This is a genomic window from Marinobacter sp. F4206 (assembly GCF_019392195.1).
Lineage (GTDB): Bacteria > Pseudomonadota > Gammaproteobacteria > Pseudomonadales > Oleiphilaceae > Marinobacter.
This window is the reverse complement of sequence record NZ_JAHXKI010000004.1, coordinates 154,808-176,498: the sequence shown is the minus strand read 5'-3', so window position 1 is coordinate 176,498 and position 21,691 is coordinate 154,808. Positions and strand designations below refer to the sequence as shown.

The window sequence follows — 21,691 nt, the reverse complement described above, 5'->3', positions numbered from 1 at the left end:
GACCTTGGAAACCATGGAAGCCAACATACTTGTCGTCAATTGCGGCAGTTCCTCACTGAAACTTGCGGTGTTCAACAGCCGCCTGGAGAAAATCGTATCGGCTCTGGCTGAGCGACTGGACACTGACGAGGCCTTTGCCCGCATCGCGGGTGTCGACGAGCCCACCGCTCTGCCTTCCGGTGCATCTCATCAAACGGCCCTGAGGGCATTGATGGACGCCTTCAGAAATCAGGGCACCCTCAAGCAGGATCCCGCTGCTATTGGCCATCGTGTTGTTCACGGCGGTGAAACTTTTCGGGAAGCCGCCTTGTTGGATGAAGACGTCATCAAATCCATCACCGATTGCTCGGGACTGGCGCCGCTGCATAACCCGGTAAATCTGTCTGGCATCTCCGCGACGCGCAACCTGTACCCGCATGTCCCTCAGGTTGCCGTTTTTGATACAGCATTCCACCAGACTCTGCCACCGAGAGCGTTTCACTATGCTCTGCCCGAGGCCTATTACCGGGACTGGGCGGTACGACGATACGGCTTCCATGGCACCAGCCACTATTTCATGTCCCGGGAAGCCGCCCGACTCCTCGATCGCACCCCGGCAACCACATCGATTATCTCTGCACATCTGGGCAATGGCTGCAGCATCAGCGCAATCCGCGATGGCATCAGTGTCGATACCAGCATGGGCCTGACCCCCCTGGAAGGTCTGGTCATGGGCACTCGCAGTGGCGATGTTGACCCGGGGTTGTTTGATTTCCTCGCCGGAAAAGGCATTCCCGCGTCCGAAGTTCATGAAGTTCTGAACAAAGAGAGCGGACTGCTCGGGCTGTCCGGCCAGTCCAACGATATGAGATCCCTGTGCGACCTTGCGGATCACGGACACAAACCCTCCGAACTGGCGATCGACGTTTTCTGTTTCCGGCTCGCCAAGTACGTAGGCGCCATGATGGCCTCCTTAACGACCCTGGATGCCCTGGTATTTACCGGCGGCATTGGTGAGAACAGCTCCCGGGTAAGACATCAGACCCTGAGCCACCTCCGGCTTTTGGGCTTCGAGCTCGATCATGATCTGAATAACTGCAACGGTCTATACAGCGACGGCCGCATCGATAGCGCCAGCTCCCGGTTTCCGGTACTAGTGATCCCCACCAATGAAGAATTGGTCATTGCCAGGGAAGCACTCCGCCTCGCGGAAACGACTCAAACGGTGTGACCACCTCCACCTATCAGGATTCCAATATGGCAAAAAGTCTCTTCATCGCACCAACTTCCATGAACTCCGGCCTCACTTCGGTCTGCCTGGGCCTGCTCCGGGCTCTGGAGCGGGTGGGCGTCAGCGTTGGCTTCTACAAACCTTTCCATCAGTCGGTCCATCAGGGAGAAACCCTGCACAACGATGGCAAGGACACCTCGGTTGAGTTCGTTCGCACCCGTAGTCATCTGCAGCCACCGGACCCCATCTCCCTGAAACAGGCCCAACACCTGCTTAATCGCGGCAAGTCCGACCTGTTGATGGAAAATATTGTCGGTGAATACCAGAGCGTCGCAAAAGACGTGGATGTCGTGGTCATTGAGGGTCTTGTCCCTGATCGGAGCGAAGCCTACATTGCCCGGCTGAATGTCGAGGTCGCCCGCAATCTGGGCTCCGAAGTCATCCTGGTGAGCACTCCGGATAACAGCAACGCCGCTACGCTGGACGAGGAACTCGACTTCTGGGCAAGGCTGTTCGCCGATCCCTCCGATCCAGACGTGATTGCCGTGATCCTCAACAAGGTCGGTGAGCCAGAGCGATCCGGCCTTTCACTGCAACGGTCGTCGGCGCCGACGCCGGACACAACGGATTACCGGCGGCAATGCAGGGTGTTCAGCGAAGACCGTTTCAGGCTCTTGGCGGAAATCCCGTGGCAACCGGACTTGTTGGCTCCGCGCGTTTCAGACATTGCCCGTGAACTTGACATTGATGTACTGAGCGAGGGGCAGATGCAGAACCGTCGTGTCCAGAACGTCTCTGTCTGCGCCAGAACGATCCCCAACATGACCGAAACACTCAAGCCTGGAACACTGCTAGTCACCCCCGGAGACCGCGAGGATATTGTGGTGACCACCGCGGTCGCGGCCCTCAACGGGGTTCCGCTGGCCGGCCTAATGTTGACGGGCGGGCTGATGCCCGACCCCCGAGTCATCGAACTGTGCCGACGGGCCCTGGACACAGGGCTGCCGGTGCTGGGTTCAGAGAACAACACCTATGAAACAGCGCATATGCTGGCGAATCTTTCGGCAGGGATTCCGGTCGACGACCCGGATCGCATCGAAAAGGCCATGGAAATGGTCGCCACCCGCATTGATACGGACTGGCTCCAGGCGCACCTGAAGGTCCAGCGCCAGAACCGGATGTCGCCACCGGCATTCCGCCATCAATTGTCCGAGCGCGCCCGCGCAGCAAACAAGCGAATCGTCCTGCCGGAAGGCAGCGAGCCGCGGACCGTGCAGGCAGCAATCATCTGCCACGAGCGCGGGCTGGCCCGTTGTGTCTTGATTGGAGATCCTTCCGAGATCCGAAACGTAGCCACCAATCAGGGGTTGACCCTGCCGGACGACATTGAGGTTATCAATCCGGCCGACGTTCGCAGCAATTATATCGCGCCCATGGTTAACTTGCGGAAGCATAAGGGACTGGCTCCGGATATGGCAGAAGCCATGCTTGAGGACAATGTGGTGTTGGGAACCATGATGGTGGCTCAGGATGAGGCCGATGGCCTGGTATCCGGCGCGATACATACCACCGCCAATACCGTCCGACCTGCCCTGCAGTTGATCAAGACCCACGAACACGCCAAGGTTGTGTCCTCGGTTTTCTTCATGCTTTTACCGGAACAGGTGGTCGTCTATGGCGACTGCGCCATTAATCCGGATCCCAACGCGGAGGAACTGGCCGATATCGCCATTCAGAGCGCGGAATCAGCAGAAGCGTTTGGTATCGATCCGGTGGTGGCCATGATCAGTTACAGTACCGGCGAATCCGGCACCGGTCAGGACGTCGACAAGGTACGGGAAGCGACCCGGATTGCCCGGGAACGTCGCCCCGACCTGATCATCGACGGGCCCCTGCAATACGATGCCGCTGCCATCGAGAGCGTTGCCAGGAGCAAGGCGCCTCACAGCAAGGTTGCGGGGAAGGCGACGGTTTTCGTGTTTCCGGACCTGAATACCGGCAACACCACCTACAAGGCCGTTCAGCGAAGCGCGAACGTGGTCAGTATTGGCCCCATGCTTCAGGGCCTGAGGAAACCCGTTAACGATCTGTCCCGCGGCGCCCTGGTGGAGGATATCGTGTTCACCATCGCACTAACCGCGGTTCAGGCAAAACAGGTGGCAGCGGCTAAATCGGAGTGAGTCGGGCCGGGTAAATTCGGCCCGGGATTACCGCTTCAGGCTTTTCTGACGGGTTTTCTTGATCCGCCTCCCCTTCTTCAGGTCGTTGTCTTTCTTGACCTTCTGACGGGGAGTGAGACGATCCACCTTGCCCGCGAACGGGTTTTCGCCCGCCTTGAATTCGAAGCGAATCGGAGAACCGGTTACCTTCAGAACCTTGCGAAAGGTATTTTCAAGATAACGTTTATAGGCCCCTGGCAAGGCATCCACCTGGTTACCGTGGACGACAATCACCGGGGGATTCGATCCACCCTGATGGGCAAACCGGAGCTTGATTCTGCGGCCGTGAACCATGGGTGGCTGGTGCTGGGCAACGGCATCCTGAAGGATCGCGGTTAAGCGATTCGTCGGCCACTTTGCCATGGCCGACTCGTAGCAAGCCTGGACGGATTCGTACATCACCCCAACGCCCGAACCGTGAAGCGCAGAAATATAGTGTTTGTCGGCGTAGTCCAGAAAATCCAGGCGGCGCTGTACCTGCTCCTTCACCTTGGCGCGGTCCTCCGGATCCATCCCATCCCACTTATTAACCGCAATGACCAGCGAACGTCCGGCATCAAGGACAAAGCCGATGAGATGAAGATCCTGGTCCACCAGCCCTTCCCGGGCATCTATGACCAGGATGACGACGTGGGCATCATCAATCGCCTGCAGGGTCTTGATGATCGAGAATTTCTCAACCGTTTCCCGGACGTTTTTTCGGCGACGAACGCCTGCGGTGTCGATCAGGGTGTATTCGTGCCCCTGCCGCTCATAGGGAATATAGACACTGTCCCGGGTGGTGCCCGGCATGTCGTACACCACGACCCGGTCTTCGCCGAGCATCCGGTTGACCAGTGTTGACTTGCCCACGTTGGGGCGACCCACCACGCCGATCCGGATGCCGGGGTATCGATCGGCACGATCCTCTTCCTCGCGCTCTTCCTCGGACGGCAGCAACAGTTCGAGCATGGACCGAATCCCACGGTTGTGGGACGCTGCAATCAGGAAGGTCGAGTCGAAGCCGAGACTGTAGAAGTCTGCTGCCGCAATGTCTGGATCCTGACCGTCGGTTTTGTTGACGACCAGGTGGGCCTGCTTGCCGGAGCGCCGAAGGTGGTTGGCAATGGTCTCATCACCAGCCGTCAGACCGGCACGGCCATCCACCAGAAACAACACAATGTCGGCCTCTTCCACCGCCTGCAAGGACTGCCGGGCCATTTCCGCGTCCAGTCCCTGTTCGTCCCCGGTCAGGCCGCCAGTGTCAATAACGATGAATCGCTGACCCTCATAGTTGCCCTCACCATACTTCCGGTCACGGGTCAGTCCCGGAAAATCCGCGACCAGGGCGTCCCGGGATCGGGTCATCTGGTTAAACAGGGTCGACTTGCCAACATTCGGGCGGCCGACCAGGGCAATTACTGGGGTCATAATAAGTCGCTATGCAAAAAGGAAAACAGCCCGGTTGCTGTACCGGGCTGGAAAGTGTTCATTCAATGGGCCGGATCCTGAGAACCGCCATGTCACCGCTGTTACCGTAAACGAGCAGGTTACCATTGCTCAGGCGTTGTGCCGGTACGCGTATACCCTCATCATCGAATTCGAGCCGCCCCTGCAGGCTGCCGTCTTCCCGCGAGAGAATATGCAGGTAACCCTCGAAATCCGAGGTAACCAGGTAATCGTCCACCACCATGGGTTGCGTCAACTGACGCCAGGACAGTCGGTCCTGGACCCAGAGTTCGCGGCGGTCGGAGCCCCGCAACGCCACTATGTCACCGTTGGCCGATGCCAGGTAGATTTCACCATTGCCGATCATCGGCGGATACAGACTGGATGCCTTACGGCTCCAGATTTCCTGACCGGTCCTGATGTCCACCAGGGCCAGCTTGCCCTGATACCCGACGACCAGCACGGCCGAATCGAGCACCAACGGCTGGCCGGTAATATCTACCAGTCGCTCCAGTTCGGTTCGCCCCTGGGGTTGCCCGACCTCATACTGCCAAATTGGCTGGCCGGCCTCTGCACTCAACGCAATGAGCTTGCCGTTGGCAAAAGATGCAAGGACCACGTCACCACCGACCAGTGGCGCCGCCGCGGCTCGAATCGACAGAACCGGAACCACACCGTCGTACTGCCAGAGCTTCTCACCACTCGTCGCATCAAACGCCAGGACGCGACCATCGGTAGTCTGGGCAACCACCAACTGGCCATTGGATTGGGGGGTTGCAAGAACTTCCGTCGGCAATGGCGCACGCCATAGTTCGCTACCGTCCTCCCGGGAGAGCGCCAGAAGATCGGCCTCTCTCGTGGCGAGATAAAGCCGCTCACTGTCACCGCCGACCCCGGCAAAAATTCGATCGTCAAGTTCGGTCTCCCAGACCACCTTGCCGTCGGCAGCCTGCACCGCATATAGCTCGCCATCAGCAGAGGCCGCATAGAGGATATCGCCAGTATTCAGGGGCGACAGGTAGAGAAAATCCTCGTCATGACCGTCGCCAACCGACATGCTCCACACCGACTTGAACTCCACGGAGCTTTCAATGTCAGGGACCGGAACGGGCTGCTCAAAAGTGTCGGTGGTACTACAACCGGTCAGCCCCACGACAGCGAGCAAACCGCTCACAAGTCCGGCACGCACAAACCTGTTGCGATGGAATCGCATCAGGCGTCCTCCCCGACACCGAGATCCGACAGCTTGAGCTGCAAGAGGCCACTGCGACCCTGCTGACTCTGCTCGCGCGCTGCCAGATAGGCTTCACGTGCGCCTTCTTTGTCGCCCTGCGCCAAAAGAATATCTCCGCGGAGCTCAGAAAAAATCGCTTCGAACGCATCCGCGCTTGTCGCGGAGTCGATGGTAGCCAGCGCATCCTCGTAGTGTCCCGCCTCAAACTGGGCGCGCGCCAGGCGGCTTCGAACCACCAGGGCCAACGCCTGATGCTCACCACTCTGGTCGAGTGCCCAGGTCAGGGAATCGATCGCCGCCGCCGAATCATCGTCCATCAGTTGCTGCTTCGCGAGAATCAGGTTGCCGTAGACCGCATAGGCACTGTCGGAGTAATCCTCCCGCAGAGTTTTCGCCACGAACTTCACGGTCTCTCCGCTGTTTTCGTCGGCCTGCTCACTGAAGGCATTCAGAAGGTTGGCGAACTGGTTGGCGGCTTCCGTGCGTTGCTGTGCCTGATGGTTCTGCCAGGCCTGCCAGCCAAAAACGATGGCCAGGGCGGCACCGATACCGATCAGCAGCGAGCTGCCATTTTTCTTCCACCAGTCCTTTATTGCCTGGACCTGTTCTTCTTCGGTGCGCAGTTCAGCCATGGTGACTCCTGTAGTCGAATGCTTTGCTTTTGTTTAAGTTTGGTTCAGTTCTTGAGCGCTTCAGCCAGGGCCGGAGCAAGGTCATTCCGGGCAACCTCTCGCTGGGGCTCATCTGACCGCAGGGGTTTGAGTCCGGCGGTGCCGTTTGCCACCTCGTTCTCACCGAGGATAACGGCGTAGCGGGCCCCGCTCTTATCGGCCTTTTTCATCTGGCTTTTAAAGCTTCCGCCGCCACAATGGGACACGACCACGGCGCCCGGCAACGCGGCACGGAGTTCTTCCGCAAGTGCCAGTGCGGGTGCCATGGCGCTATCGCCCATTGCAGTCACATATACATCTGCATTGTTGTTTACATGCTCTGGAATGAGACCCAGAGTCTCCAGCAACAGAATCAGCCGCTCAAGGCCCAGCGCGAAACCAACCGCCCGCGTCGGCTTCCCGCCCAGCTGCTCCACCAATCCATCATAACGTCCACCCGCGCAGACAGTGCCCTGTGCGCCCAGGCTGTCGGTGATCCATTCAAAAACCGTTTTGCCGTAGTAATCAAGGCCACGGACCAGCGCCGGGTTCACCGAATAGGTGATTCCGCCCGCATCCAACAATTCCCGCAGCCGGTCGAAATGGGCCAGGGACTCCTCGTCCAGGTAGCTATCAAGTTTCGGTGCATCTTCCAGAATTTTTCGGGTCGACGGATCCTTGCTGTCCAGGATTCGCAACGGATTCGTATCCAGCCGACGCTGGCTATCGGCATCGAGATCAGCCTTGTACTGGCTCAGGTACCCGACCAGTGCCTCTCGATAGACCTTGCGGGCTTCCGAGGTGCCGATGGAGTTGATTTCCAGGCGGGTGTGTCCGGCCAGGCCAAGCTCTTTCCAGAGCCTGGCTGTGAGGACCAACAACTCCGCATCGATATCGGGGCCCGCCATCCCAAAGCACTCCACACCGATCTGGTGGAACTGGCGATAGCGCCCCTTCTGCGGGCGTTCATGACGGAACATCGGGCCCGTGTACCACAACCGTCGGGTCTGATTGAATAACAGACCATGCTCTTCGGCGGCACGTACACAGCCGGCCGTTCCCTCGGGCCTCAATGTCAGGCTGTCGCCATTACGATCGTCGAAGGTGTACATCTCCTTCTCGACGATGTCGGTGACCTCGCCGATGGAGCGTTTGAACAGTTCGGTCTGTTCAACAATGGGCATCCGGATTTCCTGATACCCGTATTGGCCCAGTACCTTCCGCACCGTGTCTTCAACAAACTGCCAAACGGGCGTCTGCTCCGGCAGGATATCGTTCATCCCGCGAATTGCCTGAATCTTAGCCAAGTTAAACCCTTAAACGTATCTCTGGATAATAGTGACGGGAAACAGACGGAATCAGCTACCCGAGCGGGCGATGATTGCGTCTTCCTCGTCTTTGCGCCGGGCGACTTCTTCGCGAATCAGGCGCTCGAGGTCGTCGGTCAGCGTTGTGTTATCAAGTTTCTGGTTCGGCTTCCCCGCCATATAGAACAGGTTTTTGGGACTTCCCCCGGTCAAACCGATGTCCGCCTCTTTGGCTTCGCCCGGACCATTTACCACGCAGCCTATGATGGCAACATCCATAGCTGTGTTTACATCTTCCAGGCGGGCCTCAAGGTCGTTCATAGTCTGAATGACATCGAAATTCTGGCGGGAGCAGCTCGGACAGGCAATGAAATTGATTCCTCGGCTGCGCAGGCGGAGGCTCTTCAGGATGTCATACCCAACCTTGATCTCCTGAACAGGATCAGCAGCCAGGGAGACTCGGATTGTGTCACCGATACCATCCATCAGCAGCATGCCCAGACCGATGGACGACTTCACGGTTCCAGAGCGGAAGCCGCCCGCCTCGGTGATGCCAAGGTGCAACGGCTGCTCAATTTGAGCCGCAATGTTGCGGTAGGCCGCCACGGTCATAAACACTTCGGAGGCCTTGAGGCTTACCTTGAAGTCCTGGAAATCGTGGCGGTCGAGAATGTCAATGTGCCGCATCGCGGACTCGACCAACGCCTCCGGTGTTGGCTCCCCGTATTTCCTCTGCAGCTCCTTTTCCAGGGACCCAGCATTCACACCAATGCGAATCGGGATGTTTTTATCCCTGGCGGAACTGATAACCGCACTGACCCGGTCTTCACGGCCTATATTGCCGGGATTTATCCGAAGGCAATCAACGCCCAATTCCGCCACTCGCAGCGCAATCTTATAGTCGAAATGAATGTCCGCTACCAGCGGAACGGAGACCTGCGCCCTGATTTTCCCGAACGCTTCTGCAGCATCCATGGTCGGAACCGACACCCGCACGATATCCGCGCCGGCATCCTGAAGCGCCCGAATCTGTCCGACGGTGGCATCCACATCACAAGTACTGGTGTTGGTCATACTCTGCACCGCAATCGGCGCATCACCACCCACAGGTACATTGCCCACCATGATCTGGCGGGATTTGCGTCTAACGATCGGAGATTCATGTTTCATGGGTTACTGACCGATTTCAATAAGTTCATCAAGTTTCAGATCGTCAGGGTGAACTCTGAACGATTGTTTACGACGCGAAAATCGCCCATATCCACTGGCTCATCCTGGAAACGGATCGAACCAACAGCGTCAACCGCGCCAATCACTACCCTGAGTGGCAAGTCACCGGATACATCTATCCGGTCTCCACTACGTTGCAGCGAATTGACCAGCCGGTTTCCGGCAGCATCGCTGACCTGAACCCAGCAGTCATCGGTAAAGGTGATCTGTAACCTACCGGTATCCGTCACCACCACCGGCTCTGCCGGATCCTCCATTACCGGATCCGTTGACTGGCTAACCACGGCCGGTGTTTCTATCGAATCCGCTACACTTTCCCCGGCGACTGGCTCATCCATTACCGAGTCAGCCGTTAAGGTTGGCTGACTGTCGACCGGCTGCTCAGGAACTGATGCCTCTTCAACCGGGTCAACCGCCACGCCCTCAGATTCCATATTGGAATCCGATGTTGCCGGGGCATCGGCACTCGGGCTGACAGCCTCATCAGCCTCGGAGGCGGCGGATTCCGGTTGGCTTTGGAGCCCGTTGCTCACAGGCTCCTCCTGTTCTTGCACTTGCTCCAGGTTTTGGTCTTGTTCTTGCTCCGCCTCATCCACGACCGCAGAAGGTATCAGTGACTCAGACCGGGGTAATACGAAGGTGAACACCAGATAGCCAGCAAGCGCTACGACACCCAGCAAAAGGGTTGACTTGGCAGCACGACGCTTTCTCCGACGTCGGCGTTCGATATCGACCAGGGGATTGGCTTCAAACTCCTGTTCCCGCTTCTGACGCATCGGTTCGAGTTCGCGGTCGAGATCAGCAATGATTTCATTGGCATCCAGGCCCACCTGCTTCGCATAGGCCCTGACATACCCTTTCAGAAAGAGTTCACTGTCAATCTGGTGGTAATCCCCTGCCTCGATAGCCTGAATCACCGCGGGTCTCAGATGCTGGGCCTTGGCAACGTCTCCGGCACTCAGGCCTTTCAGTTCACGCGCACGCTGCAGCTGCTGCCCTACAGGATCACTGCTCGTTGGCTGGGAGGTCTCTTCACTGGTCATTAGAAATCAGCACCTTATATTGTTGGTATTCGACTGACTCCGGGAAATTATTCTTTAGCTGCAATGCCAGGCTTGCTTCCTGATTGCGATTTTCCAGGTGCCGGGCAATGCGAATTCCGGTCAACAGACTTTCAGGTGAGTGACGCAGACGATCGTTTCTCTGCATCATTGAAGAAAGACGAGCGTAATAGCGCGCTGCCGCGTCGTAGTCCCCCTGATCTGCCAACACACGGGAAAGCGCCAGCAAGGAGCGGGCATCGCCCCGGGATAATTCCACTGCGCGGCGATATGACGTCGCTGCATTGTCGAGCTCATCCAGACGCTCCTGCGTCATTCCGAGGTTGAAGAAGACGGAACCCCGGTCCTTGTATTCGGTGTCCCTTGACGCCGCGCGAAACTGATCCCGGGCATCGTCCATGCGCCCCTGGCCATAAAGAAAGGCGCCATAATAGACGCGGGCACGGGTATAGCCTTCATCTGCCGCTATCGCCTGTTTGAAACTGGATTCCGCAAGCTCAGCTTCACCTTCGGCATTGTAAACAAGCCCCATCGCAGCCCGCGCGGCGGAACTGTCGGAGTCGAGATCCAGTGCCCTTTCAAGATGGTGACGCGCACGATCAAGATTACCTTGGCCTATATAGGCAGTGGCCAACTGAACGTAATCATCGATAGCTTCCTGGCGATCCGCCTCGCGGGAGAAACGACTGTCCGTTGTGGTAACGCAACCTGTGACAAACAACGCGGCGACCATCAGGGCCACGACAGAAAAACGCCAGTTCGTCGATCTATATGTCACAGTTTCGCATTCCTCGCTTGGACTTGTTGTCGGTACCGCGTCAGGGATTAACCTGCTGGACCTCGATGTATCGCTTACTCCGGCGGGTACGGTCCTCGACCTTGCCGACCAATTGCCCACATGCCGCATCAATGTCATCGCCACGGGTCGTTCTTATGGTGGCAATGTGTCCGGCCTCATTAAGCACGGTCTGGAACCGGCGGGTTGCATTCATACTCGGCCGGCGGAAATCACTTTCCGGGAATGGATTGAAGGGTATCAGGTTGATCTTACAGGGGAGATCCCGCAGCAGCACCGCAAGTTCACGGGCGTGTTCCGGCTGATCGTTCATTCCCTCAATCACGGTGTATTCAATCGTGGCTTTGCGCTTGTCAGGTAAGCGGGCGAAGTACCGTTTGGTGGCCGCAAGCAGTTCCGAGATCGGATACTTTTTATTGAGCGGCACCAACTTGTTACGAAGTTCATCATTCGGGGCGTGCAGGGAAATAGCCAGTGAAACATCGGTAACTTCCGAAAGGCGATCAAGAGCCGGGACAACACCGGATGTACTCAGGGTCACCCTGCGCTTCGATATGCCGTAAGCCAGATCCTCCATCATGAGATTCATGGCATCGACCACGTTGTCGAAGTTCAGCAGGGGCTCCCCCATGCCCATCATGACGACGTTGGTAATGGGCCGGTCTGGACCGGGCTCAAAGGGCATGAAGGCCTTACGGGCCACCCATACCTGACCGATTACCTCAGCAGCCGTGAGATTACGGTTAAAGCCCCGCTTTCCCGTCGAGCAGAACGTGCAGTCCAGGCTGCAACCGATCTGGGAGGAAACGCAGAGCGTTCCACGCTCGCCATCGGGAATCAGCACCGTTTCGACATTGTTGCCGTTGTCCATGCGCATCACCCACTTGCGGGTGCCGTCTTTGGACGTTTCGTCGTAGACCACTTCCGGCCCACGAATCTCTGCCACTTGCTTGAGCTTTTCCCGGAGCGCCTTGCTCATATTGGTCATTTGATCGAAGTCATCAGCGCCCCGCTGATGAATCCACTGCAGAACCTGGGTGGCACGAAAACGCTTCTCCCCCAGGGAATCAAAGAAAGCTTCAAGTTTGGCTTTCGGCATCCCCAGAAGATTGGTTTTTTCAGCGGCCGCTGTCATTTCATAACCTCGATCAGATAACCAATTCGGGGGCGGCCACCGACCGCCCCCGATCAACAGGATCAGCCGCGCGGACAGATCTCGTTGTCGTTAAAAAAGTACGCGATTTCACGCTCTGCTGAAGCAGCAGAGTCAGAGCCGTGAACGGCGTTTGCGTCAATGGAAGATGCGAAATCAGCACGGATAGTGCCCGCGTCCGCTTCCTTCGGGTTGGTTGCACCCATCAGATCACGGTTCTTGAGGATTGCTCCCTCACCTTCCAGAACCTGAACAACAACGGGACCGGAGGTCATGAAGGCCACCAGATCGTTAAAGAACGGGCGCTCTTTGTGCTCGGCATAGAAACCTTCCGCCTGCTCCTGGGTCAGGTGCATCATTTTGGCGGCAACGATCTTCAGTCCAGCTTTCTCAAAACGGCTGTAAATTTCGCCGATCACGTTCTTCGCAACTGCATCGGGCTTGATAATAGAGAGCGTGCGCTCATTTGCCATGATCTTTCTCCACTAGGGTTCGGGTTAAAATTCCGGCCTGCGATTATACGCAGTCCAAGGGCGACTGCCTACCGCACTGCTCGCAGGCGGCTAACAACATCAACTATTTGCGAACTGGCAAAGGCCACTTCTTCGGCCGTGGTAAATCGGCCGAACGAAAATCGAAGCGCACGGTGAGCCTGCTCATCACTCAAACCAATACCGCGCAGGACAAACGACGGTTCAATCGTCGCCGAAGCACAGGCTGAACCTGACGAAACCGCCAGATCCCGCAAACCAAGCATCAGCGACTCGGCCTCCACGCCGTCAAACGACAAATTGACAATGCCCGGCACGCGGAATTCGCTGCTTCCGTTGAGACTGACGCCATCGAGACCCTCAAGACCACCAAGGAAGGTTGCTCGCAGCCGTTCCAGCTCCTCGGCCTCCGACCCGAGACGCTCTTGGGCAATGGCGAACGCCGCGCCCATCCCCACAATCTGATGCGTCGGGAGTGTTCCGGAGCGCATGCCGCGCTCGTGACCACCACCATGAATCTGGGCCTCAATCCGCACATCGGGCGAACGCCTTACGTAAAGGGCGCCCACCCCTTTGGGCCCGTATACCTTGTGCCCCGACAACGACATCAGATCTACCGGCATAGCCGAAACATCAACCGGCATTTTGCCGGCCGCCTGCGCAGCATCAACATGAAAGAGAACGCCCCGGTCACGGAGTTCGCGACCAATCGCCGCAATATCGGTGACAGTTCCCAGCTCGTTATTGACCAGCATCAGGCTGACCAGAACCGTATTGTCGCGCAGGGCATCAGTCACCTGCTCCGCACGGATCCGGCCGTCACGATCCGGCGCCAGCCAGGTCACTTCCACGCCATGCTGCTCAAGCCACTGACAGGTATCAAGTACGGCTTTGTGCTCAATGGCCGAGGTCACAATGTGAGCACCCGCCCGACCTGCAACCGCACCTTTGATGGCGAGGTTGTCCGACTCGGTGGCGCCAGAGGTCCAGACAATTTCTCTGGGGTCCGCGTGAATCAACTGCGCGACCTGCCGGCGGGCTGCCTCTACCGCCGCTTCGGCCTGCCAGCCAAAGGCGTGTGAACGTGAGGCCGGGTTCCCGAAAACGCCATCAGGCGTCAGGTACTTGACCATTTCTTCGGCAACAGACGGATCAACGGGCGTCGTCGCCGCATAATCCAGGTATACGGGCTTTTTCATGGTATCAAGGAGTATTGGTTCAGGCCGGCGCCTGATCAGACAGGCGTTCGGTATTAATCGTTTCAGAACCGCTGTCAGATTGACGGCGGTTCTGCCGATCCGCAACCTGGCGGATTTCATGCTTTTTCATCAGGTCGCCAAGGCTGATTTCACTCAGGAACTGATGAATCTGGTCACTCAGATCAGACCATAGATGATGGGTCAGACACTTCTCGCCTTTCTGGCAATCCCCCTTGTTACCACACCGCGTGGTATCCAGGGATTCGCTGACGGCATCCACGACTTCGGCAATAAATACCTGTCCAGCATCACGGCTGAGGCGATAGCCACCTCCCGGGCCGCGAATACTGATCACCAGGTTCTGTCGGCGCAGACGGGAAAAGAGCTGCTCCAGGTAGGAAAGTGAGATTTCCTGACGGGCTGAAATGTCAGCAAGACTCACCGGCCCCTGGTCTCCATGCAGAGCCAGGTCCAGCATTGCCGTGACGGCATAGCGGCCTTTGGTGGTCAGCTTCATAGCATCAGCCCCGTGATGGGAATGAATCTCGAATTACAGCAGCGAGTATGAATTGACCCAGTAATTCAGTCAAGTATTCACCCCCGGGTCTCTTCGCTCTCGTCACGAACGCAGTCAAAGTCCTCTTCCTGCAGTGGCGGCAACTCACCATTCTGGTATTCGCTGTTTACCTTGCGCAGGGCCTTGCACATGTTTTCGATCCGATCATCTACCGCATGCATGTGATCCAGCAACGAGCGAACAGCCCGCGCCACCGGGTCGGGCATTTCCTCGGTCACGCCGTAGGCATCGAATCCCATCCGCTCTTCCATCTCCTTGCGACGTACGTCGTCTTCGCTCTGTCGCTTGATGATGATTCGCCCGGGAATACCGACAACCGTTGCACCGGCCGGAACTGCCTTGGTAACCACCGAATTTGAACCGACCTTGGCCCCGGCACCCACTTCAAAAGGCCCCAGTATCTTGGCACCGGCGCCCACAACCACACCGTCTCCGATCGTTGGGTGCCGCTTCCCTTTGTTCCAGCTCGTTCCGCCCAGCGTAACGCCCTGGTAGAGCGTGACATCGTCTCCGATCACAGTGGTTTCGCCGATAACCACACCCATACCATGGTCAATGAAGAACCGCCTGCCGATGGTTGCACCGGGGTGGATCTCGACGCCGGTCAGCCAGCGGGCAATGGTGGAGATCGTACGAGCAATCCACTTGAGCCCCAAGCGCCAGAGCCGATGAGCCAGTCGATGGAATAGCAGCGCGTGCAGGCCCGGGTAGTTGGTCAGGACCTCGAAGGTATTCCTGGCCGCCGGATCCCGGTGAAAAACGCTGTTGATGTCTTCCCTTAAACGCTCAAACATGGCCATTATCCTGCCCCGCCGCCTTCGTATCGGCCTCGGTTAATTTATTGTCGCTCCGGGCGCCGGCGGCTTTTTGCACCGACGTCAGTATGCCCCTGAGTATATTGATTTCCATCTGGTCCAGTCTCGCGCGCTGAAACAGTCGCCGCAAGCGCGTCATGAGCTGGCGCGGATTCTCCCTGCGGTGAAAGTCTACATCCACCAATACCTGCTCAAGGTGTCCGAAAAAGCCTTCAACGTCATTGACCGGAGCAGGAGGAACGTCCCAACCCGGATCACCCGGCGCCGTCATCGGCTTTAGGTATGGGCTGCCCTCTCCACCTTCAAGGCCGCGCAGAAAATGCATCCTCAATTCATAGCACATCACCTGAACGGCCATCGCCAGGTTAAGGGAGCTGTAATCCGGATTGGAGGGGATGTGAATATGGTAGTGACAACGTTGCAGCTCTTCGTTACTCAGCCCGTGGTTTTCACGACCAAACACCAGCGCCACCGGGCCGTTCAGTGCGTTTTCCGAAGCCGCCACAGCCGCTTCCGGAGGCGCAATGACAGGCCATGGCACCTTACGCCCCCGAGCACTGGTGCCCATCACCAGCACGCAGTCCGCCAGGGCCTCGTCCAGGGAAGAAACGACATGGGCTCGATCCAGGATATCGGATGCACCCGAGGAACGAGCGTAAGACGTCTCATCTGGAAACGAATTCGGATTCACCAGCCATAGGTTCTCGAGCCCCATATTCTTCATGGCCCGGGCCACCGCGCCAATATTGCCGGAATGGGAGGTCTCGACCAGAACAATTCGAATCTGGTCCTGAAAAGTGTCAGTACCCTCCAGGGGGAGTGCCGGTTTGTGCATTGGTTACGGGTCCAGGCTAGATTGATAAAGATGGGGATGATACCAGAAAAGGAACGCATCCCGCCCGTCCGGAGATGCCGTAATCCACTGGTATCCGTGCTATTGCTAAGTCAAAAAACATACAAGCGACCTGATCTTTTGCTATCATGGCCGGCCTTCACACACCCGGATAATGAACACTCAGATGCAACCAGCTATTAAAATGGCCCTGCGCGTCGCGCGTCAGGGGTCCGACTATCTGAAAGCCCATTTCGAGCGCCAGGAACCCACCGGCAAAGACGACGAAGAACGCCGTCGCCAACTGGACCGGGTCGAGCAGTCGATCTACGACAACTTTGCGGAGCAACTCGAAAAGGCCTACAAGGACCACAGCATCGCCCCTCTGAACGAAGCGAATGCGGGTACCAGCGAACGAAGCTGGCACGTTTTCCCGGTCCTTGGTCGCGAAAACTTTCTGAGAGGCATCCCGGAATTTGCCCTGGCCCTGGCCCAGAAGAAAAACAACCGCACCGAAAACCTCCTGGTCATCAACCCGATTACCGGCGAAGAGTATTCCGCCAGTCGCGGTCACGGTGCTGCACTTAACAGCCGACGGGTTCGGGCATCCGACGTCAAACATGCTCAAAAGGCGGCCATTGCCACCAACCTGCTGGACCAGACCCGCAAAAGCGAAGACACCCAGCTGTGGGGCGAGATGGCTTCCGTCCTGGCCCGTGAATCCGCCATGTTCCGCACATCCGGCTGCGTGGTTCTGGATATTGCCCGGGTGTCTGCCGGCAATCTGGACGCTGCCGTTATCTTCCGCCCGGAGACGGTGGATCTGGATCTCGGCGTGACCCTGGCCATGGAATCAGGCGCTCTGACCGGCGACTTCTCCGGCAATCCTTCCACTGGTAACGCCCGTCAACTGGTAGTGGCGAACCCCAAGCTGTTCCGGGAAGTCCTGAAAGCACTTCACCCCTTCCGGGGTCGTCTGCCCCGCTAACAACCAGCGAGCAGGCACAAAAAAAACCGCCTTCCCGAGGGAACGGCGGTTTTTTTGTTTCCAGGGAACCGGTTACATCCGGTTCAGCCACTCCGGTGGCTCCTCCTCTTCCTCGGCATCGGCGGCTCCCTCTTTTGTCGGGAGCGCCAGGTCCTCTCTCGATACGCCGAACGCAATCAACAGGTTTGCAGACACGTAGATGGAGGAGTAGGTACCGACGACCACACCGATAATCAGCGCCAGGGCGAAGTTATTGATCGCCTCGCCACCGAACAGATACAGCGCAAACAGAACCACAAGGGTGGTGCCCGACGTGTTGATGGTCCGACTGATGGTCTGGTGGATGGAGGTATTGATGACGTGCCAGGAGTCCCCTACGCGCATCTTGCGAAAGTTTTCCCGGATCCGGTCCGCCACCACGATGGTATCGTTCAGGGAGTAACCGATTACCGCCAGCAACGCGGCCAACACGGTCAAATCGAAGGTCCACTGGAACAGCGCAAACACCCCCAGGACAATGATCACATCGTGGGCCAGGGGCAGAACGGAGGCGATACCGAACTTGAACTGGAAACGCATGCCGACGTAAATCAATACAACGGCCAGGGCAAGCAGCAAACCAAGGCCACTATCTTCCCTCAACTCCTCCCCAACCTGGGAGCCGATGAACTCTGAGCTGATCAGCTCGAGTTGCTCGCCCCCGGCGGTCAGCGCGTCCGTAACCTCGACCGCCAGTTCATCATTACCTGCTTCGGCGAGTCGTACCAGCACCGTCGTATCAGCACCGAAGTTCTGCACCACGAACTGCTCGTAGCCGGCCTCGTCCAGGGTGGAACGGATCTGGTCCAGCGCCGGCGCTTCGGCGTACTCGAATTCGACCGACGTGCCGCCGGTAAAATCCATTCCCAGGTTCAAGCCCCGAACCGCCAGCAACACCACGGAGGCAACCAGCAACGCAATCGAGAGAACGGAAGCAGGCTTCCGCAAACCCATGAAATCGAATGGTTTCTTCTCGTGTTCAGACATTTGCCAGCTTTCCTCCGATCGACAATTTCTCGATCTTGCGACCGCCATATACGAAATTCACGATGCTGCGACTCACCATCAGGCCCGAGAACATCGAGGTCAGGATACCCAGGCAGAGAGTTACCGCGAACCCCTTAACCGGGCCCGAGCCCATGGCAAACAGTATGACCGCGACCAGCAGGGTCGTGATGTTGGCATCGAAAATGGACACGAAGGCCCGGGAGTAACCCGAATTGATCGCCGACTGGGGCGGCACACCGGCCTTAAGCTCCTCACGTATCCTCTCGAATATCAGCACGTTGGCGTCAACCGCCATACCCACCGTCAACACGATACCGGCGATACCCGGAAGCGTCAGCGTTGCCGAGAGAATGGACATGCAGGCAATGAGCAGCATCAGGTTGAGGGTCAGCGCAACGTTGGCGACCAGACCGAAACCCCGGTAGTAAACCAGCATGTACAGCAGCACCAGACCGAAGCCAAGCGCCACCGACATGACACCGGCATCGATGTTCTTCTGACCAAGGCTTGGCCCGATGGTCCGCTCCTGTACGAAATACATCGGCGCGGCCAGCGCGCCCGCGCGGAGCAGCAAAGCCAACTCTGCGGCTTCCGGAATGGAGTCGAGCCCGGTTATCCGGAAACTGCTGCCCAGAGCCGACTGAATCGTGGCCAGACTGATAATGCCCTTCTCCACCACTCGCTCATCGACGGACGTCATTTCTCCGTCGACCAAGCGGGTTTCCGTCTCGGTGCGGAATTCGATAAACAGCACCGCCATCCGACGACCAATGGCATTCCGGGTTGCACGATTCATCTGGTCACCACCGACGGAATCCATCGTAATGTTGACCTGAGGCTGCCCGTTCTCGTCAAACGCCTGCTGGGCGTTGGCCACATTATTACCAGTGGTGATCACGTCACGCTCGAGACGCGCGGTGCGCTGGGGAGTATCGCGGAAGCTGAACTCCTCTATTTCACTGGCAGACGCGTCCTGACGAGCCTCCAGGCGGAATTCGAGGTTTGCGGTTGCCCCAAGTACCCGCTTGGCCTGGGCCGTATCCTGAACACCCGGCAATTCCACGATAATCCTGTCCGCACCCTGGCGCTGAACCAGCGGCTCGGCAACGCCAAGCTCGTTGACACGGTTCCGGATCGTGGTGAGGTTCTGCTCGAGGGCGTACTCCTGAATGGATTTCACCTCGGCTTCGGACAGCGACAGGACGATCTGTCGTTCCTCATCCACCGTTCTCTCGTCCAACAGGAACTGGTTGTACTGGGCGCGAATCAAATCGAACGCTTCGGCACGAGCCTGCTCATCGCGGAACGTGAGAACGATCTGTCGCTCACCTTCAACATCGCCACCGCGATACCGGATCCGCTCTTCCCGAAGATCACCTTTGATCTGACTCGACAGGGCTTCCAGTCGAGTGTGCAGGGCGGTTTCCATGTCCACTTCGAGCAGGAAGTGGACACCACCACGCAAATCAAGGCCCAGTTTCATCGGGCCAGCTCCGAGGCTTTTCAGCCACTCGGGCGTGGAGGGTGCCATGTTCAGTGCCACCAGGTAATCATTGCTCAGAGCAGACTGAACAATGGGTCGACCCTGAAGCTGATCCTCGCCACTGGTAAGACGAATCAGGGCATCCCGATCCTGAAGCGTGCTGCTTTTTACCTCAATGCCCTCCGATTCCAGCGCTTTGACTGCGCGGTCGAGAACGGTTGAGTTGACCTCAGTACTGCTGCGAGCACCGGTGATCTGGATGGCGTAATCGTCAGGAAAAAGGTTGGGCAAGGCGTAGATAAACCCGATCACGAGCGCGACCAGGATGACCAGGTTTTTCCAAAGCGGATACTTGTTCAGCATGGGATCCCTTTATAGCCGACCCGAGGGCCGGCCTTGGTGTTTCAGCCAGAAAGATCAGTCCGTCAGGTTCCGGACTCCGGCTCAGATGTCCTTCAAAGTGCCTTTTGGCAGGGCAGCTGCAACGGCCACTTTCTGCACCTTGATTTCTACGTTGTCGGCGATCTCTACCACGATGAAATCGTCCGTTACTTTGGTGATTTTGCCGGCAACACCACCGGACGTCACAATTTCATCACCCTTGTTCAGGCCGGACATCAGTGCTTTGTGCTCTTTGGCACGCTTGGACTGCGGACGCCAGATCAGGAAGTAGAAAATCAGGATGAAGCCGGCGAAGAAGATCACCTGTCCCATGACACCCATTCCCTGCGCGGCCGGATCCTGGGCCATGGCCAATGCGGGCATCATTGCCAAAAGGCCGGCTACGAGCAATTTGATTGATTTCATTAAGCATCTCCGTTGGTTTTGCAAAAAAAGTCAGGCGTCGCTCAGCGGCGGAACTGTTTCCCCGCGCAGAGCGTAGAAGTCGGTTACAAAGTCGGACAATGTACCTGCTTCAATGGCGCCACGCAATCCAGCCATGAGGTTCTGATAGAACCTCAGGTTGTGAATGGTATTCAGTTGTGAGCCGAGCATTTCTCCACACTTATCGAGATGATAGAGGTAACTTCTCGAAAAGTTCTTGCAGGTATAGCAGTCACAGCGCTCGTCCAGCGGCGCGGTGTCGTGTCGATGCCGGGCATTCCGGATTTTGACGATTCCGGTGGACGTGAACAGGTAACCGTTGCGGGCATTGCGGGTCGGCATGACGCAGTCGAACATGTCTACGCCTCGACGAACCGCTTCCACCAGGTCTTCCGGTCGACCAACACCCATCAGGTAGCGGGGTTTATCCTCCGGCATTTTCGGCGGAAGATGATCCAGTATCCGGATCATATCCTCTTTGGGCTCCCCGACGGACAGACCGCCAATGGCGTAACCGTCAAAGCCTATATCGGTCAGTCCCTTCAGGGACTGGTCACGCAGCCCCTCATACATGCCACCCTGAACAATGCCAAATAGAGCGGCAGGATTACCCTCGTGCGCCTGCTTGCTGCGCTCGGCCCAACGCAGGGAAAGCTCCATGGAGTCCTTCGCCTGCTGCTCTGTCGCCGGATAAGGGGTGCACTCGTCAAAAATCATCACGATGTCCGAGCCGAGATCACGCTGAACCTGAATGGCGATTTCCGGGGACAACTTGACCGGCGAACCATCAACCGGGGACCGGAAGGTGACCCCCTCCTCGGTGATTTTGCGCATCTCGCCCAGACTGAACACCTGAAAACCACCGGAATCCGTGAGGATAGGCCCTTTCCACTGGGTAAAATCGTGCAAATCACCGTGGGCCTTGATCACCTCGGTTCCGGGGCGAAGCATCAGGTGGAACGTGTTACCCAGGATGATCTCGGCGCCAATCTCGTGAATATCACGGGGCAGCATGCCCTTGACGGTGCCATAGGTTCCTACTGGCATGAAGGCCGGTGTCTCGACCGTGCCACGGGGGAACGTAAGTCTGCCGCGACGGGCGCGACCGTCCTCGCCAAGCTTTTCAAAGGACATGAAGCAGGTCTG

The 21,691-nt window shown here is 57.6% G+C and carries 20 protein-coding genes; 3 read left to right on the top strand and 17 right to left on the bottom strand.

What is annotated here, in order from left to right:
* Positions 1–13 precede the first annotated feature (13 nt).
* Positions 14–1,210 (top strand): acetate/propionate family kinase, encoded by a 1,197-nt coding sequence (locus tag KZO34_RS16795; protein WP_219478007.1) that lies wholly within the window; start codon positions 14–16, stop codon positions 1,208–1,210.
* 26 nt (positions 1,211–1,236) lie between these two features.
* On the top strand, positions 1,237–3,390 hold the full coding sequence (pta, locus tag KZO34_RS16790; RefSeq protein WP_219478006.1) for a phosphate acetyltransferase: 2,154 nt from the start codon (positions 1,237–1,239) through the stop codon (positions 3,388–3,390).
* Between the two features lie 27 nt (positions 3,391–3,417).
* Here pta and der read toward each other — a convergent pair whose 3' ends face one another.
* The 13 genes from der to trmJ form a co-directional block, all read right to left on the bottom strand.
* Positions 3,418–4,839, bottom strand: a complete 1,422-nt coding sequence (der, locus tag KZO34_RS16785; RefSeq protein WP_219478005.1) for a ribosome biogenesis GTPase Der — start codon at positions 4,837–4,839, stop codon at positions 3,418–3,420.
* A gap of 58 nt (positions 4,840–4,897) precedes the next feature.
* Complete coding sequence (gene bamB / locus KZO34_RS16780) at positions 4,898–6,070, bottom strand: outer membrane protein assembly factor BamB (protein WP_219478004.1); 1,173 nt, start codon at positions 6,068–6,070, stop codon at positions 4,898–4,900.
* Positions 6,070–6,723, bottom strand: coding sequence for a YfgM family protein (locus KZO34_RS16775; protein WP_219478003.1), 654 nt, complete (start codon positions 6,721–6,723; stop codon positions 6,070–6,072). The genes bamB and KZO34_RS16775 overlap by 1 nt, the downstream gene beginning before the upstream one ends.
* Before the next feature lie 44 nt (positions 6,724–6,767).
* Entirely contained in the window at positions 6,768–8,048 is a 1,281-nt protein-coding gene (hisS, locus tag KZO34_RS16770) for a histidine--tRNA ligase (protein ID WP_219478002.1), read from the bottom strand.
* A gap of 51 nt (positions 8,049–8,099) precedes the next feature.
* A complete protein-coding gene (gene ispG, locus KZO34_RS16765) occupies positions 8,100–9,218 on the bottom strand; it encodes a flavodoxin-dependent (E)-4-hydroxy-3-methylbut-2-enyl-diphosphate synthase (RefSeq protein ID WP_219478001.1) in 1,119 nt (372 codons plus the stop codon).
* A 35-nt stretch (positions 9,219–9,253) separates the two neighbouring features.
* Positions 9,254–10,321: a RodZ domain-containing protein gene (locus tag KZO34_RS16760; RefSeq protein WP_219478000.1), complete on the bottom strand. Its 1,068-nt coding sequence runs from the start codon at positions 10,319–10,321 to the stop codon at positions 9,254–9,256.
* On the bottom strand, positions 10,311–11,072 hold the full coding sequence (pilW, locus tag KZO34_RS16755; protein ID WP_219478077.1) for a type IV pilus biogenesis/stability protein PilW: 762 nt from the start codon (positions 11,070–11,072) through the stop codon (positions 10,311–10,313). The genes KZO34_RS16760 and pilW overlap by 11 nt, the downstream gene beginning before the upstream one ends.
* 85 nt (positions 11,073–11,157) lie before the next feature.
* Positions 11,158–12,270: a dual-specificity RNA methyltransferase RlmN gene (gene rlmN, locus KZO34_RS16750; RefSeq protein WP_219477999.1), complete on the bottom strand. Its 1,113-nt coding sequence runs from the start codon at positions 12,268–12,270 to the stop codon at positions 11,158–11,160.
* A 62-nt stretch (positions 12,271–12,332) separates the two neighbouring features.
* Positions 12,333–12,761, bottom strand: coding sequence for a nucleoside-diphosphate kinase (gene ndk, locus KZO34_RS16745; RefSeq protein ID WP_219477998.1), 429 nt, complete (start codon positions 12,759–12,761; stop codon positions 12,333–12,335).
* Positions 12,762–12,829: 68 nt separating this feature from the next.
* Entirely contained in the window at positions 12,830–13,978 is a 1,149-nt protein-coding gene (locus KZO34_RS16740) for an IscS subfamily cysteine desulfurase (RefSeq protein WP_219477997.1), read from the bottom strand.
* Between the two features lie 19 nt (positions 13,979–13,997).
* Positions 13,998–14,495 carry a Fe-S cluster assembly transcriptional regulator IscR gene (gene iscR, locus KZO34_RS16735; protein ID WP_219477996.1) on the bottom strand — a complete coding sequence of 166 codons (498 nt, stop codon included), beginning with the start codon at positions 14,493–14,495 and terminating at the stop codon, positions 13,998–14,000.
* A gap of 77 nt (positions 14,496–14,572) precedes the next feature.
* Positions 14,573–15,349: a serine O-acetyltransferase gene (gene cysE / locus KZO34_RS16730; protein ID WP_219477995.1), complete on the bottom strand. Its 777-nt coding sequence runs from the start codon at positions 15,347–15,349 to the stop codon at positions 14,573–14,575.
* A complete protein-coding gene (trmJ, locus tag KZO34_RS16725; protein WP_219477994.1) occupies positions 15,342–16,205 on the bottom strand; it encodes a tRNA (cytosine(32)/uridine(32)-2'-O)-methyltransferase TrmJ in 864 nt (287 codons plus the stop codon). The genes cysE and trmJ overlap by 8 nt, the downstream gene beginning before the upstream one ends.
* A 184-nt stretch (positions 16,206–16,389) precedes the next feature.
* Here trmJ and KZO34_RS16720 point away from each other — a divergent pair, with 184 nt between their 5' ends.
* Positions 16,390–17,190, top strand: a complete 801-nt coding sequence (locus tag KZO34_RS16720) for an inositol monophosphatase family protein (protein WP_219477993.1) — start codon at positions 16,390–16,392, stop codon at positions 17,188–17,190.
* Between the two features lie 72 nt (positions 17,191–17,262).
* On the opposite strand, the gene secF is transcribed toward KZO34_RS16720, so the two are convergent.
* The 4 genes from secF to tgt form a co-directional block, all read right to left on the bottom strand.
* Positions 17,263–18,216 carry a protein translocase subunit SecF gene (gene secF / locus KZO34_RS16715; protein WP_219477992.1) on the bottom strand — a complete coding sequence of 318 codons (954 nt, stop codon included), beginning with the start codon at positions 18,214–18,216 and terminating at the stop codon, positions 17,263–17,265.
* Complete coding sequence (secD, locus tag KZO34_RS16710; protein WP_219477991.1) at positions 18,209–20,083, bottom strand: protein translocase subunit SecD; 1,875 nt, start codon at positions 20,081–20,083, stop codon at positions 18,209–18,211. The genes secF and secD overlap by 8 nt, the downstream gene beginning before the upstream one ends.
* A gap of 81 nt (positions 20,084–20,164) precedes the next feature.
* Entirely contained in the window at positions 20,165–20,527 is a 363-nt protein-coding gene (gene yajC, locus KZO34_RS16705) for a preprotein translocase subunit YajC (protein ID WP_257900493.1), read from the bottom strand.
* Positions 20,528–20,557: 30 nt separating this feature from the next.
* Entirely contained in the window at positions 20,558–21,679 is a 1,122-nt protein-coding gene (tgt, locus tag KZO34_RS16700) for a tRNA guanosine(34) transglycosylase Tgt (RefSeq protein WP_219478075.1), read from the bottom strand.
* Between the last annotated feature and the right edge of the window lie 12 nt (positions 21,680–21,691).